At 59.2% G+C, this 15122-nt stretch carries 15 protein-coding genes; 13 read left to right on the top strand and 2 right to left on the bottom strand.

All coding sequences use genetic code 11. The features are described from left to right. Positions 1-63 precede the first annotated feature (63 nt). The 4 genes from dnaK (at position 64) to ACFOOP_RS04705 (ending at position 5272) form a co-directional block, all read left to right on the top strand. Positions 64-1998: a molecular chaperone DnaK gene (gene dnaK, locus ACFOOP_RS04720; RefSeq protein WP_379879711.1), complete on the top strand. Its 1935-nt coding sequence runs from the start codon at positions 64-66 to the stop codon at positions 1996-1998. 133 nt (positions 1999-2131) lie between these two features. Continuing rightward, positions 2132-3313 (top strand): molecular chaperone DnaJ, encoded by a 1182-nt coding sequence (gene dnaJ, locus ACFOOP_RS04715; protein ID WP_379879710.1) that lies wholly within the window; start codon positions 2132-2134, stop codon positions 3311-3313. Positions 3314-3586: 273 nt separating this feature from the next. Beyond that, entirely contained in the window at positions 3587-4048 is a 462-nt protein-coding gene (locus ACFOOP_RS04710; protein WP_379879709.1) for a double zinc ribbon domain-containing protein, read from the top strand. Between the two features lie 135 nt (positions 4049-4183). Further along, on the top strand, positions 4184-5272 hold the full coding sequence (locus ACFOOP_RS04705) for an endonuclease/exonuclease/phosphatase family protein (protein WP_379879708.1): 1089 nt from the start codon (positions 4184-4186) through the stop codon (positions 5270-5272). Here ACFOOP_RS04705 and ACFOOP_RS04700 read toward each other — a convergent pair. Continuing rightward, a complete protein-coding gene (locus tag ACFOOP_RS04700; protein ID WP_379879707.1) occupies positions 5269-6555 on the bottom strand; it encodes an MFS transporter in 1287 nt (428 codons plus the stop codon). The genes ACFOOP_RS04705 and ACFOOP_RS04700 overlap by 4 nt on opposite strands. Before the next feature lie 116 nt (positions 6556-6671). Here ACFOOP_RS04700 and ACFOOP_RS04695 point away from each other — a divergent pair, with 116 nt between their 5' ends. From ACFOOP_RS04695 to ACFOOP_RS04660, 8 genes are all read left to right on the top strand, one after another. Continuing rightward, positions 6672-7358 carry a sulfotransferase family protein gene (locus ACFOOP_RS04695; RefSeq protein WP_379879706.1) on the top strand — a complete coding sequence of 229 codons (687 nt, stop codon included), beginning with the start codon at positions 6672-6674 and terminating at the stop codon, positions 7356-7358. A gap of 11 nt (positions 7359-7369) precedes the next feature. Further along, positions 7370-7825 (top strand): GNAT family N-acetyltransferase, encoded by a 456-nt coding sequence (locus tag ACFOOP_RS04690; protein ID WP_379879705.1) that lies wholly within the window; start codon positions 7370-7372, stop codon positions 7823-7825. Positions 7826-7834: 9 nt separating this feature from the next. After that, positions 7835-8176 carry a DUF3088 family protein gene (locus ACFOOP_RS04685; protein ID WP_379879704.1) on the top strand — a complete coding sequence of 114 codons (342 nt, stop codon included), beginning with the start codon at positions 7835-7837 and terminating at the stop codon, positions 8174-8176. A gap of 172 nt (positions 8177-8348) precedes the next feature. Further along, positions 8349-9041 carry an alpha/beta fold hydrolase gene (locus ACFOOP_RS04680; protein ID WP_379879703.1) on the top strand — a complete coding sequence of 231 codons (693 nt, stop codon included), beginning with the start codon at positions 8349-8351 and terminating at the stop codon, positions 9039-9041. 83 nt (positions 9042-9124) lie between these two features. Next, the gene (gene dapB / locus ACFOOP_RS04675) at positions 9125-9928 is read left to right on the top strand and encodes a 4-hydroxy-tetrahydrodipicolinate reductase (protein ID WP_379879702.1); all 804 of its coding nucleotides are present in this window, start codon (positions 9125-9127) and stop codon (positions 9926-9928) included. A gap of 84 nt (positions 9929-10012) precedes the next feature. Further along, entirely contained in the window at positions 10013-10549 is a 537-nt protein-coding gene (locus ACFOOP_RS04670) for a retropepsin-like aspartic protease family protein (RefSeq protein WP_379879701.1), read from the top strand. Between the two features lie 26 nt (positions 10550-10575). After that, the gene (locus ACFOOP_RS04665; RefSeq protein ID WP_379879700.1) at positions 10576-11154 is read left to right on the top strand and encodes a MarR family winged helix-turn-helix transcriptional regulator; all 579 of its coding nucleotides are present in this window, start codon (positions 10576-10578) and stop codon (positions 11152-11154) included. Between the two features lie 58 nt (positions 11155-11212). Continuing rightward, a complete protein-coding gene (locus tag ACFOOP_RS04660) occupies positions 11213-12445 on the top strand; it encodes an alpha/beta fold hydrolase (RefSeq protein WP_379879699.1) in 1233 nt (410 codons plus the stop codon). On the opposite strand, the gene ACFOOP_RS04655 is transcribed toward ACFOOP_RS04660, so the two are convergent. Then, positions 12442-13701, bottom strand: coding sequence for a UbiH/UbiF/VisC/COQ6 family ubiquinone biosynthesis hydroxylase (locus ACFOOP_RS04655; RefSeq protein WP_379879698.1), 1260 nt, complete (start codon positions 13699-13701; stop codon positions 12442-12444). The two genes, ACFOOP_RS04660 and ACFOOP_RS04655, sit on opposite strands and share 4 nt — an antisense overlap. Positions 13702-13917: 216 nt before the next feature. Here ACFOOP_RS04655 and ACFOOP_RS04650 point away from each other — a divergent pair, with 216 nt between their 5' ends. Then, on the top strand, positions 13918-15108 hold the full coding sequence (locus ACFOOP_RS04650) for an ammonium transporter family protein (protein WP_379879697.1): 1191 nt from the start codon (positions 13918-13920) through the stop codon (positions 15106-15108). Positions 15109-15122 lie beyond the last annotated feature (14 nt).

Genomic DNA, 15122 nt, shown 5'->3' with positions numbered 1-15122 from the left:
CATAAGGGCCGATATGAAGGCCGGAAATAATGGGACCGCTCGCTGCGAATGGAGAATACAAGAATGGGTAAAGTTATTGGCATTGACCTCGGGACGACGAACTCCTGTGTCGCCGTCATGGAAGGCAAAGAGCCGAAGGTCATCGAAAACGCCGAAGGCGCGCGCACGACCCCGTCGGTTGTGGCCTTCACCGAAGATGGCGAGCGCCTGATCGGCCAGCCCGCCCGCCGCCAGGCGGTCACCAACCCCGAAAACACGTTCTTTGCGATCAAACGCCTGATCGGGCGTCCGTTTACGGATCCGACGGTCGCCAAGGACAAGGGCATGGTCCCCTATGAAATCATCAAGGGTGATAATGGCGACGCATGGGTCAATTCGCGCGGCGAGAAATACGCCCCGTCGCAGATCTCGGCCTTCATCCTTCAGAAAATGAAAGAGACCGCGGAAGCCTATCTCGGCCAGGATGTGGATCAGGCCGTGATCACCGTTCCCGCCTATTTTAACGACGCTCAGCGTCAGGCCACCAAAGACGCCGGCAAGATCGCCGGTCTCGAAGTCCTGCGGATCATCAACGAGCCGACGGCGGCCGCGCTCGCTTATGGTCTCGACAAGAAAACCGGCGGCCAGAAAATCGCGGTTTACGACCTCGGCGGCGGCACCTTCGACGTCTCGATCCTCGAAATCGGCGACGGCGTGTTTGAAGTTCTGTCGACCAATGGCGACACCTTCCTCGGCGGTGAAGATTTCGACCTTCGCATCGTCGACTATCTCGCCAGCGAATTCAAAAAAGATCAGGGCATTGATCTGCGCAAGGACAAGCTTGCGTTGCAGCGCCTGAAAGAAGAAGCGGAGAAAGCCAAGAAAGAGCTTTCCTCGACCTCTTCTTATGAAGTGAACCTGCCCTTCATCACCGCAGACGCCTCCGGGCCGAAGCACCTGACGATGAAGCTTTCGCGCGCCAAGCTTGAAAGCCTTGTTGAAGACCTCATCAAGCGCACGGTCGATCCGTGTAAAGCGGCGCTCAAAGACGCCGGCGTCACCCCCGGCGATATTGACGAAGTCATCCTTGTGGGCGGCATGACCCGCATGCCGAAAGTGCAGGAGACGGTGAAAGCCTTCTTCGGCAAGGACCCCCATAAGGGCGTGAACCCGGACGAAGTTGTGGCTCTTGGCGCGGCGATCCAGGCGGGCGTTCTGCAAGGCGACGTTAAAGACGTTCTCCTGCTTGACGTGACCCCGCTGTCGCTCGGCATCGAAACGCTCGGCGGCGTTTTCACCCGCCTTATCGACCGCAATACGACGATCCCGACCAAGAAGTCGCAAACCTTCTCCACGGCTGAAGACAATCAGTCGGCGGTGACGATCCGCGTCTTCCAGGGCGAGCGGGAAATGGCGGCCGACAACAAGATGCTCGGCCAGTTCGATCTTGTGGGCATCCCCCCGGCGCCGCGCGGCGTGCCGCAGGTGGAAGTCACCTTCGATATCGACGCCAACGGCATCGTCCACGTCTCCGCGAAGGACAAGGCGACCAACAAAGAGCAGTCGATCCGCATTCAGGCGAGCGGCGGCTTGTCCGATGACGATATCGAGCAGATGGTCAAGGACGCGGAAGCCAACGCCGACGCCGACAAGGCGCGCCGCGAAGGCGTCGAAGCCAAAAATCGCGCCGAAGCGCTGGTCCATTCCACCGAGAAAAATCTCGAGGAATATGGCGACAAGCTCGAAGGCGACGACCGCAAGGTGATCGACGAAGCGCTTGCGACGTTGAAAGAAAAACTCGAGGCCGAAAACGCCGACCTTGAGGAAATCAACAGCGCCGCCGGCGCCCTTGCGCAAGCGACCATGAAGCTTGGCGAGGCCATGTATAAAGCTGGCGCAGGCGACGAAGCCGATGCGGGCGCGCAGGCAGCGGCTGCGGACGCCGCCCGTGAAGAAAGCGGCGACGACGACATCGTCGACGCCGATTTCGAAGAAGTCGACGGCGACAAGAAAGACTAAAAAATGACAAGGGGGCCGTGCGATCAGTGCGGCCCCTTTTTTCTTCCCGGTCCATGTCAGCCTCAGGGGGAGGCCGGATCGGTTGAGTGGGGCGGCGATCAGAAAACCCGAACATCCGGGCGCGTGAAGTGTTATGGCGCAAGCTTGTTATTATGAAGTTCTAGGGATCGAGCGTGGCGCAGACAGCGCGGCGATCAAATCCGCTTTCCGCAAACGCGCCATGCAATATCATCCTGACCGCAACAAGGATGATCCGACCGCTGAGCAAAAGTTCAAAGAGCTTGGCGAGGCCTACGAAATTCTTTCCGATGATCAAAAGCGCGCAGCCTATGACCGCTTCGGCCATGCTGCCTTTCAAAATGGCGGTCCCGGCGGCATGGGCGGCGGTTTTGCGCGCGGTGCCGGTATGGGCGCTGGCGCGGGCGGTTTTTCCGATATTTTCGACGAGATTTTCGGCGAGTTCATGGGCGGCCAGCGCGGCGGGCGGCGCACCGGCCCCGGTCGCGGCGCCGATCTGAAATACAACCTTGAAATCAGCCTCGAAGAGGCTTTTCGCGGCAAGAAAACCGAAATCAAGGTGCCGGGCTCGGTCTCCTGTGAGAGCTGTGAAGGTTCCGGAGCCAAACCTGGTTCCGGTCCGACCGAATGCGGCACCTGCAAGGGCGTTGGCCGCGTGCGCGTTCAGCAGGGTTTTTTCACCATTGAGCGGTCCTGCCCTCATTGTAATGGAGAAGGCCGGGTGATCGCCGATCCGTGTACGGATTGCGGCGGCCAGGGCCGGGTCCGGCGCGAGCGGACCTTGTCCGTCGACATCCCTGCGGGTATTGAAAACGGCACGCGCATTCGTTTGTCAGGCGAGGGCGAGGCTGGCCCGCGCGGCGGACCCGAGGGCGATCTCTATATTTTCGTGCATGTCGCCGACAATGATCTGTTTGAGCGCGATGGGCCCGATCTTTTCTGCGTCATGCCGATCCCCATGACCACGGCGGCGCTTGGCGGCGATTTCGAAACGCCGACCATTGACGGCGGGCGCGTTAAAATCTCTGTGCCTGAAGGGTCGCAGACCGGCAAGCGCTTCCGCGTGCGCGGCAAGGGCATGACCCAGCTCGACAGTTCCGGCCGGGGCGATGTGCGCCGGCGCGGCGATCTCTATGTGGAGATTCAGGCCGAAACGCCGACCAATCTCAACGCCGAACAGAAAGAGCTCTTGCGCCAGTTCTGCGAGGCCGGCGGCGGCGAAGCCTCCTGCCCGCAGCATAAAGGCTTCTTCGAACGCGCGAAAAATTTCTGGGACAACGTCACCGACGGTCGGTAGCAGGCAGATCGAGTAGCGAGCGGCAACGCATAAATCTATCAATGCTTCGCTCTATTCCGATAATTCGATGCTATTGCATGATCGCCCAATTTTCTTCTACCCTCGGTTGCGCCAAGTTTTGTGCCGCATAACACGATTATGCACGTGGCGCTTGCGACCGTGTGCCGGTCAGCTGTTTGAAAAGAAACCGTTTTCAGACGGAGCAGCCCCAGTTGGGTAAGGTAAAATAGCCGTATCGGCTAAAACTATACTTGTTTTATTGGGAGATTTAATATGGCTGATGACGATAAGCAGATAAAGACTTGTCCGTTTTGTAAGGAAACCATCAAGGTAGGAGCAGTAAAATGCAAACATTGTGGCTCCGGCTTGAAATCGTCTGGGCCATCGCATGGTGGCGAATGTCCGTATTGCAAAGAAGATGTTCACCCCGAAGCAATCAAATGTAAGCACTGCGGATCAATGATCGGCGCCTCTCAAAAACCTGAATCGGGTTGTGGTTGCAAAACGAACGGCTGCGGTCCTGAAATGCGGGCGATGCGGCGGGCTGCACTGGGGGGCATGGGCGGCGGTTTTGGCGTCAATGACACGAATTGTGACGAGCAGCGCGCAGATTGCTATGTATCGTGCGGACTGAAATATCCAAATGATCCCGTAATGGAAATATTTTGTATGGACAGCTGTGACGCTGTCTACAACATGTGCAGGCGGGGTTTTGGTTCTGGATTTCGCTTCTGACAACTAGCTGCAGGTCGTAGTGTGTTCGTTGGAGCACCGTCCCCCAACTGTCACAAAAACTCCGTCTACGTCTTAAAATACTGTCACACGGATCAGTCATAAGCGCGGCCATCAAGGTGGCTCGGTCTTGCGTTTATGAAGGTCGGAAAATTCTTTCGCGCGCCTTTTCTGGCTCTTAATGCGCTGCTTTTTTGCGCACACGCTGCGCTTTCCGCGACGTCGTCTTACGCTGATGCGCCGCCGCCGCAAAACATCGCCAAAATCCCAAAGCTTCAGATCGACCCCATGCGCGGGACCGCGAGCGCCGAGCTTTCGGTCATGACCTACAATGTGGCCGGGCTTCCCTGGCCCATCAAAAAAGGGCGCGAAGCGGCCCTGAAGGATATCAAACATGAAATCGAAACGCTCCACGCGTCGGGCCGTGCGCCAGACATTGTTGTCCTGCAAGAGGCGTTCACGCCGGCTGCGGCGCGCATCGGCGCAGCCTATCCGAACCGGGTCCGGGGACCGGCAGCGTCAGACCGGAGCGTAACAGGCGCGCCGCAGATCAGCGACGCGTTTATCCGCGCGCGGCGATTTGAAAAGGGCGAACGCTCCGGCAAGCTGATGCCGTCCGGGCTTTATATCTTGAGCGATTATCCGGTGGTCGACGCGTCGATGACGCCGTTCCGGGCGACAAGCTGCGCCGGTTATGATTGCCTCGCCAATAAGGGCGCCATGATCGCCTCCATCCAGATTCCCGGCGCGCCGGCGCCCGTGCAAATCCTGACGACGCATTTGAACTCCAACCACAGTTCCGGCGTTTCCGAGGAACGCTCACGCGCCGCCCATCGCCAGCAGGTGGATGAGCTGGGCGATCTCGTGGCGCGCGGTCTTAATCCGCGCTGGCCGTTCATCTATGCGGGCGATTTCAACACCCGCCATTCGAAGGACCGGTTCGGCCATAATGCGCAAACCCTGCCGGGGGTTTTTGTGCGCCAGCATTGTTTCGATGCGGCGGCAGGCTGCGATGCAAGCAACGCGGTTGAGGGCGGCGCGGCGCCATGGCTTGAGACCCAGGACCTTCAGGGCTTTGTGAGCGGCTCGGACATCGAGGTGCGCCCGGTCAGAGCCGAAAAGATGTTTCATGAACCGGTCAACGGCCGCGTACTGTCAGATCATGACGCTTATCTCGTCACCTATCGGTTGACCTGGAAACTTGAGAAGCTGGCGGCGGCTGATTAGGGCGTTGGGGCCGTTCTTCCGCTTGCGATTATATCGGCATCCACTTCCTCAAACCGGTCCGCTTTTGACAAGGTCGGAAACAGCTTCAGCCATGAGGCCGCCGCGACCAGGGAGACGACGCCGCCCAAAATCACCGCGTTGATCGGCCCCAGGAACCGCGCCGCGACGCCGCTTTCAAAATCGCCGAGCTGGTTCGAGGCTGAGATAAAGATAAACGAGACGGAGGAGACCCGGCCTCTCATGCCGTCAGGGGTTGCGTGCTGGACGATGGACATGCGGATGAACATGGACACCATGTCGGCCGCGCCGGTGATCGCGAGCATCACCATGGACAGCCAGAAGGTTTTCGAGAAGGCGAAGCCGAACATGGCGAGGCCGTAAATCACGATCGAGCCGAGCAGCCATGGCCCGACTTTGCGAGACAGGGGATTGGCGGCGAGGATGAAGGCGACAATGGCGGCGCCGATAGCCGGCGAGGCGCGCAGGAGCCCGAGCCCTTCGGCGCCGACCATCAGGATGTCCCGGGCGAAGACCGGCAGAAGGGCGGTGACGCTGCCGAAAAAGACCACCACGAGATCCAGCGTGATCGAGCCGAGGACGAGCTTGTTGTCGAACACATAGCGAAGCCCCTCGATGATCATCGACCAGCCGCGCACATTTTCCACCGGCTCATGCGCCGGGGTTTCGGCGGTGGCGAACATCACGACGGCAAGCGCGGTCAGGCCGCCGGCGAAGGCGTAGACCACATGCGCGCCGGCGATGAACAGAAAGCCGCCCACGGCGGGGCCGAGCATCGCCGCGCCCTGCATGCCCAGCGAATTCCAGGCGATGGCGAGCGGCAACTCGTCCCGCGGCACCAGGCGCGGATAGAGCGAGTTGGAGGCGGCGGGCGTGAATGCGCTCACGGCGCCATTGCAAAAGGCGGCGAGAAAGATCAGCGGGATCGCCAGCGACGGCTTGGTAAAGCTCGCCCCCAGAAGCATCATGATGACGAAAAACCGGATGGCGTTCGAGTAAACGAGAATTTTTTTCCGATCGAAACGGTCCGCCGCCTGCCCGCCGGGCAGCGACAGGGCCAGCACCGGCACAAACTGCGTCAGCCCCACAAGGCCGAGCATGAAGGCGGATTCCTCGATGGAGCGGGTGAGGCGCGCCAGATCATAAATCTGCCAGCCAATGGCGATCGCGACCATCTGGCGTTCGGCGCTGATCAGCTGCCGCGCGATCCAGTAATGGCGATAGCCCTGGTGGCGAAAGATGGAAAAGGAAGGAACCGACCGCATGCGCGCCGGACAATAGAACGGCTTCGGGCTTGCGCAATATTGAATGTGAATTATTCGCGCGCTTTGCAAATTCGCCGCGGGCGCAGTAGCGTCGCCGCGCAAATCAGGAGGGGACTATGGCGCTAAAGGTAATCGGGGCGGGCTTCGGCCGGACAGGCACGGCGTCGTTGAAGCTCGCGCTGGAGCAGCTGGGCTTTGGTCCCTGCTATCATATGAGCGAAGTGCTCTCCAATGGCGGCCATATGGATCTGTGGAACGCCGCCGCCGGGGGCTCGCCCGACTGGGACGAAATCTTCAAGGGCTACGCCTCGACGACGGATTTTCCCGCCTCAATCTATTGGCGCGAGCTTGCCGAGTATTATCCCGACGCAAAAATCATCCTCTCCCTGCGCGATGCCGAGCGCTGGTTTGACTCGACGCAGGAAACCATCCTCAGCCGGAAGATGATGGCGATGTTGGAGGGCACGCCATGGCGCGCCATGCTTCGCAACACAATCGACGCCCTGTTTGACGGAAATATTCATGACCATGACACGCTGATCCGCGTCTTCAACGATCACACCGCCGCCGTCAAAGCCGCCTTCGGGCCGGACCGTCTTCTGGTCTTTGAGGCCAAACAGGGATGGGCGCCTTTATGCGCGTTTCTGGGCGTTGATGTTCCCGAGGCCGAATTCCCCCGCGTCAATTCGAAAGAAGAATTGCAGGGCATGATCGCCATGCTGGAATCGGATATGGGCCGCGATATGATGGCCGGCAAGGGCATGCCCAAGGCCGCCCGTGAGCAGGTCTTCGGCAAAGAGTAGATCACCAGACGATGCAGATCCTTGAAGACGACCTTTCCCGCAAGGCGGTGCGCGATCTTCTCGCTTATCATTTTGAGCAGATGCACGAGAACTCACCCCCGGGCATGGCCTATGTGCTTGATGTGGACGGGCTGAAAGCGCCCGGGATCAGTTTCTGGTCGGTGTGGGACGGCGACGAACTTCTCGGGTTTGGCGCGATGAAGGAGCTGTCGCCCACGCAAGGCGAAATCAAATCCATGCGCACTCATCCCAACCATTTGGGCAAGGGTGTTGGCGCGGTTATGCTCGACCATATTATCAAGATGGCGCGTGAGCGCGGTTACAAGCGCCTCAGTCTTGAGACCGGCTCAACGCCGAGTTTCGTTCCCGCGATCGCGCTTTACAAAAAGCGCGGTTTTGAAAATGGCGAGGTCTTTGCCGACTATGACACCAGCGATTTCAACCAGTTTTTTCATCTCGATCTTTAGGCGGATTTGATGACCCGGGACATTCTCTTTCTGCTGGCGCCGGGTTTTGAGGATATGGGCCGCCGCGAGTTCTGCCCGGAATGCGCTGAGGTCTGGGGCGTTCTCCATTATTTTCCGGCGATCAAGGAAGCGCTCGATATTCGCTATCAGCCGCTTGGCCATCCGCGCCCCGGTCTTGTGGAGCTTCTCGGCGACGGCGACTGGAATTGTCCGACACTAGTTCTCGCCGAAGATGTCGACGCTGGTTCGGCCGCAAAGGTTCAAACAGCGAATGGGTTGCGTTTTGTCGACAACGCCCGCGACATTGCCAGATATTTCACCCATCGTTACGGAACGCCGTCACCCCGCTAATTGCGGTGTGCGGGCTTCGCTTTTCTGCGGCGACTAGATGGGTTGATGAAATACGGGATAGTGCAACTACCCCCATTTTTCCGTGCGCCATGACGGAAAATCTATTCTTTATTTTTCTTTTTTCTCCTTATAGTTGTTAAGTAGAAGACTAATCACCAACGCGGGGAGAGCAATGGCGATGCGATCAACCACATTTATCCTTGTGCACGGCGCCTGGTGGGGCGGCGACTGGTTATGGCGTGATGTCACTGATCGCTTGCGCGCTGAAGGTCACCGGGTTTTCGCGCCGACCTTGACCGGGCTTGGTCCGCGCGAACATCTCGCAGGCAATGGCGTCAATCTGACAACCCATATTCAGGACATCGTCAATCTCATCAAATGGGAGGAGCTGACGGATATTGTTCTGGTCGGCCATTCCTATGGCGGCATGGTGATTTCAGGTGTCGCTGAACAGGTGCCGGAAGGAACGATCCGCTCCATCGTCTATCTCGACGCGTTCCTGCCCGAGAACGGACAGAGCCTTTCTTCCATCGCCCTTAATTTCAAAGATGTCGCCGGCGATCATGATCCTGTGCCGCCGCCGTTGTTTTTCGCCGGAGACAATCTTGAATTGCGCGCTGTTCTGGAAAAGGGCGGCACGCCCCATCCGCGCGCCTGCTTTGAGGAAGCGCTGACGCTCAACGGCGCGCGCGACCGGGTTGCAACCAAGACATATGTGCTGGCGGCGGTCGGAGATATCTTCAAACCCTTCTATGAAAAGGTCAAAGACGATCCGTCATGGCGCAAGGAAACAATTGGGTGCAGTCATATGACCATGCTTGAGGCGCCGATTGAGACCGCGGAGATTTTGCTGCGCGCAATGTAACCGATTTGATGGCGCGCTGACCGGGTTGCGCTTTTGCTCCGTTGCGCTAGGCCATTGCGCGAAGATTTCGAGTGAAGTGATCCATGGCCAAAACATCCATTCTTGTCGCCGGCGCCGGGGGCCGCATGGGCCGCGCGGTGGTCGCTGAAATACTGAAAACGCCGGGCGCGGCGCTCGCAGGCGGGTTCGAACGCCGGGGCGGGCCCGATATCGGTAAGGATATTGGCGTTCTCGCCGGGCTCGATGCGCTGGGCCTCGCGGTGGAGGATACGGCGGAGAAGGGCCTTGTCCGCGCAGGCGCCCTGATCGATTTTACGATCCCCGCAGCGACGGTCGGCAACGCCCGGGCTGCGGCGGAAAAAGGCGTCGCCCACATCATCGGGACCACGGGGTTTTCGGCGGATGACGAGGCCGCTATCGCCGAGGCCGCCAAAACCATCCCCATCGTCAAATCCGGCAATATGAGCGTCGGGGTGAACGTCCTGACCGCCCTTGTGGAGGCGGCCGCCAAGGCGCTGAACGATGATTACGACATCGAAATCTTCGAGGCGCATCATAGGGCTAAGGTCGATGCGCCGTCGGGGACGGCCCTAATGCTGGGCCGCGCCGCTGCTTCGGGCCGCGGGGTCGAGCTCGACGACAAAATCGCCTCAGGCGAGCGGGCGGGCGACCGTGAAAGCGGCGATATCGGCTTTTCGGTGATGCGCGGCGGCGGGATCGTCGGCGATCACCGGGTCGCCTTTGCCGGGATGCAGGAAGTCATCACCCTTTCCCATTCCGCCATCGATCGCGGGCTTTTTGCCAAGGGAGCGGTCGCCGCGGCGCGCTGGGCCATGGGCAAGCCGCCGGGACTTTATTCCATGCGTGACGTACTCGGTCTTGGTTAACCGGATAGAATAGAATTCGAACAAGCCCCTAGACCTTCGGGAAACCAAGCTTTGCCACAATAGGGCCCAAGGAAAGGGCCCTTCATGCGCACGGAAATCATCGCCGCCGCCGGAATTGTCGCCGCCGCTGTTATTGGTGTGCGCGTGATGGATGCGCGCGAGGCTGTGGCTGAAGCTCCCGAGCTTGAATCCATGACCGTGCGCGCGGCCTCGCTGACGCCCTCCGGTTCCGGCGTTTCAGGCGCTTGGGGCGATGAGGTCCGCATTTCCGCGTCCCCCGACCACCAGTATTACGTGAACGCTGATGTCAATCGCCGCTCGGCGCGGTTCCTTGTGGACACCGGCGCAAGCTATGTCGCCTTGCGTGATTCCGACGCCCGCAACGCCGGCATCTATACGTCCTACACGGATTATACTTATCCTGTGCATACGGCGAATGGTGAGACGAAGGCGGCCTTTGTCACCATCGACGAGATTGAAATCGACGGTCTCAGGATCGAAGGCGTAAAAGCGTTTATCCTTCAGGACGAACAGCTCGCCGTGAATCTTTTAGGCATGAGCTTCCTGTCGCGTCTTGAAAGCGTGGAAGCTCGCAGGGGCGAGCTGGTGCTCCGGGGCTAAATCCCTAACACCTGATCCGTCAGGTCTTGATTAGAAATACAAACTTTTGTACAAACATTTGTATGATAATAACAGACCAAAATTCCGAACAGGCATTTTCATACGCACCTGATTTGCGTCCTGGCTTTGTAGCGCATATGGCGAACCGGCTTGACGCGCTCATCTGTGCTCAAACCAAAGAGATTTTAGAGGCGGCCGAGGTTAAAACGCCGGTGCATTCAGTTTCTGTAATGCTGCACCTCTTGCGACAAGGGCCGGCAAGCATTGCCGATATTGCTCGCAGTCAGGAACGGTCGCACCAGCTGATCGTTTCACGCGTGGCTCCGCTTGAAAAGTCGGGCCTCGTGAAAATGGAAACAGATCCTGAAGACGAAAGGCGAAAAATCCTGAGCTTTACACGGGCGGGCGCCATCGATGCACGCAAGGCTGAAAGGGTCAGCCTGAAAATTGCAGCCTCTTTCACTGATCTCCATGAAGAGCTGGGGGTTGATCTGATGGCCCTTCTTGAAAGAGCGGAACAGCTTTTGCGGCAAAAACCTCTCGCTGTGCGGAATGCTGCGCCGGCCAAGAGGGTGAGAAGAAAGGCCTCTACTCGTGCGGCGTGAGCAACAGTTTATTCAGAGCGCTATAATTATTGGCCTTGTGTTATGCCTGAGCGCCTGCGTGGCCGCCCCGATTGGTGGCGAGGTTTGTGCGCCGGGCGCTTATAAGAGCGGTGTCGATAGGCTCGTGCTATATGAGCGCGAAACGAGCGATGGCGTAATAGCAACCAGATATATTTACACTGATGGAAGACGCGGTGTTGTTGGCGGCGAAGCCGCGGAACTGGACTGTGTAGATGGAGCGCTTTTTTCCTTCGAACATTCGAGTTTCGCGAAAATCAAACTCAATCAAACAGATGTGACGTTCACCAGCGACGGGCTTCGGCTTTCAGGGCGACTGATCGAGCTTGAAAACGACTCAGATGGCCGCAAGCCGCCTCTGGCCGTTTTTGTCCACGGTTCGGAATCAACACCGACAGTTGAATATTCTCCCTATCCTTATCTTTTCGCGGCTCAAGGAGTGTCCGTTTTTGTCTACGACAAACGCGGCACAGGCGCGTCTGAAGGCGAGTACACACAGGATTTCCATGCGCTGGCCGCCGACGCCGCAGCAGCTGCAACTGAGGCGCGGCGTTTGGCCAAAGGGCGTTACAGCCGGTTCGGATTTTTCGGGGGCAGCCAGGGCGGATGGGTGGTGCCTCTTGCCGCAAAGAAAACTGGCGCTGACTATCTAGTCATCGGATTTGGTCTCGCTCTCTCTCCACTTGAAGAAAACGCCGAGCAGGTTTTCGACGAAATGCGCAGAGCCGGTTATGACGACAAAGAAATTGAACTTGCGCATGAAGTGGCGGATGCAACAGGAGAGATCGTTGCATCGCATTTTTCAGACGGTTTCGATGAGCTAAAGCGCATAAAAACGAAATACAAAGACAAGCCTTGGCTCGCGGAAATTGAAGGCGAATTCACGGGACTGATTTTGCGCGCAAGCGATGAAGAGTTAGAGCTGGGAATGATCGACGGATTTGATGATGCAGAAGTTCCATGGCGCCATAATGCGTTGGCTGTGCTGCGAACATTGTCCATGCCGCAGGTCTGGATTCTTGCCGGTGAAGACCGGGCTGCGCCGGGCAAAGTCACTTACGACAGACTGTCTATGCTGCAGAAGGAAGGCCTTCCGATCACAATAGCGGTCTATGCGAATACGGATCACGGTATCGTGGAATTTACTCGAAATGACGATGGCGCGCGCATCTATACGAGATTTGCTGAAGGCTATTTTCGTCTTGTCACAGATGCGATGAAAGATAGATTCGACCCACCTTATGGCCGCGCAGAAATTGCAACGCCCGACTAACCCTCCCGCGCCATGAGGCTCGGCAGGGCGCCCATGTCGGCCCCCGCCTGGCGCATGAAAAATTCGCGCATGGGCTTGAATTTTCCAGCGGCGCTCATGCCTATGTCGCGGACAAGGCGCAGCGGACCGATATCGTTTGAAAACAGCCTCACGAGGCTATCGCAGCCCAGCGCCAGCGCAGCGGAATCGAACCGCCGCCATTTCTGATAGTTCTGCAATACGGTGAGTGCGCCGATATCAAGGCCCACATCGCGGCCGTCGGTCAAAACATCGGCAAGCGCGGCGATATCCTTGATGCCGAGATTGTAGCCTTGTCCCGCAATTGGATGGATCGCGTGGGCGGCGTCGCCAATCAGCGCAAGGCGCGGCGAAACATATGACTGCGCCAAGGTGAAGGCGAGGGGGTAGGACCAGCGCGGCCCGGCGGGCGCTACGGCGCCAAGATGTTCGCCGAAACGATTTTCAATCTCTATACGGAATTTATCGTCGTCAAGCGCCATATAGGCGGGCGCCGCCTCCGCGCGTTCGGTCCAGACAAGGGACGAGCGATAGTTCGTCATGGGCAAGATCGCGAATGGTCCCGACGGTAAGAAAAACTCATGGGCGACGCCGTCATGAGGTTTTTCATGAGCGACCGTGGCGACGATCCCCGCCTGACCGTAACTCCAGTCATTGGTTTTAATGCCGGCCTCGGCGCGCAAGGCCGAGCGGCGCCCGTCGGCAGCGATGACAAGCGCGGCGGAAAGGCGGCGCCCGTCGGCGAGATCAACAATCGCCTCGCCTGGATTGAACTTCGTTGCGGCGCGTGACGCCGGCGCCATCAGCGTGACATTGTCAGACGCGTCGATGGCGTCGAACAGAACATCGCGTATGACGCGGTTCTCGACGATCCAGCCGAGCGGCTGATCCGGGCCCAGCTCGCTGCTGTCGAAATGCAGGGAGAAGGGCGAGACGGCGCCGTCCGAAAGCCATGACCGAGCGCGCCCGTCTGTAACCAGTATATCGCGGATCGCTTCGGCGTCAGGCGCGATGGCGTCCCACAGCCCCAGCCGCTTGAACACACGCGCTGAAGCGTAGGAGATCGCTGAGGTGCGTCCATCAAAGGCCGCGCCGCGCATGACGCCCGGGTCGGCGGCGTCGACTAGGGCGCAGGAAAAGCCGCGCGCGGCAAGGGCGAGGCTCGCGAGCCCGCCAGCGGGGCCGCCGCCAATAATGACAATATCGAAATCGAGGGTGTCGCTCATGAGGGCCAACATCGCGCGTCGGGGCCCCTTCGTCCACTCACGGGGTCACCGCTGCGGCGAATGGCGCGGACCGGCTCACCTCTTCGGGAAGATAATCCCGAGCTTTAACCCTTCGGGAAACACTTCTAGGAGAGTGTGGCCTTGAACCTTTGATGGATGATGATGCGCCACGCCCGTTTTCTTTTTCCGGCATTTTTCCTCGCTCCTTCAGCGGCGTTCGCACAGGATATGTCCCCGGCCAGCGACGTGACCCGCTTTGTGCTCGACAGCGGGTTGTTGATCGTCGCTGGCGTCGCGGCGTTGATCGCGATTGCGGGTCTTGCACTGAAAGACATTGGTCTTGCGCGCACCCAGAACGCGCCGCAGGTGTGTCTGCGCACCATCGGCGCCCTTGGCGTGTGCGTCTTTGCGTTCTGGGCGGTCGGCTATCATCTCCTGTTCGGCATTGAAGAAGGCGGCTTTTTAGGGCCGTTTCAAAGCTGGTCCCTGATGGACGACAATCCGGCCGATACGGGGCGCGCGTCCGGCGCCCACTGGTTTTTTCAGATGACGCTCGCCGCGCTCGGTGCCGTGATTGTGTCGTCGGCGATTTCAGAGCGGGTGCGGCTCTGGCCGTTTCTGTTTTTCACGGCGTTATGGGCGGGACTTATCTATCCCATCAGCGCCTCCTGGGTCTGGGGCGGCGGTTATTTCGCCGATGAATGGAGCTTTCGCGACGCCGGCGGGGCGGCGGCGGTGCATTTATCCGCGGGCGCCGCGGCGCTTGCCGCCATTATCGTAATCGGCCCGCGCTCCGGGCGTTTCGGCCATGGCGTCAGCCGCCCGCAAGTCTCCACCGCCCTGCCGCTGTCGGCTTTTGGTTCGCTGCTCACCGTCGCCGGTCTTTTGTTGATCATTATCGGTCTTTTGGGTCCGATCAGTTCCGTTGAAGCTGCGATCACCGCCGGCGCCGTCACGGCGAACGCGCTTGTGGCGTCGGCCGCCGGTGCCCTCGCGGCGATGATCCTGACACAGACGGTCTACAAGCGAACGGGTCTCGTCTCGGCGATGGTCGGCTCGGTTGGCGGCATTGTCTCGATCGCCGCCGATCCGGTGTCGCCGCTGCTGTGGCAGGCGGCGATGATCGGCGCCATTGGCGGCGTGATCGTCACCGTCACCCCGCCCTTTCTGGACCGGCTGCGCCTCGACGACGCCGGGTTTGTCATTTCATGTCATTGTTTCTGCGGCGCCTGGGGGGCGATTGTCGCCTTCTGGATGACGGAGCGGATCTGGCTGCCGGGCCAGCTTCTGGGGACGGGCGCCATCGCCGGTTTTTCCTTTGTGATGAGCCTCCTCATCTGGACGGCGTTGAAATACACCATTGGCGTGCGCTCCGCGCCGCTGGAGTCCATCCATCCGGGCGATGCTGCAAATCGTTAACACCCGTTAACCCA

Source organism: Hyphococcus aureus (genome assembly GCF_042643165.1).
GTDB lineage: Bacteria > Pseudomonadota > Alphaproteobacteria > Caulobacterales > Parvularculaceae > Hyphococcus > Hyphococcus aureus.
The sequence above is the reverse complement of the archived record's forward strand: the minus strand, read 5'-3'. Positions and strand labels throughout refer to the sequence as shown.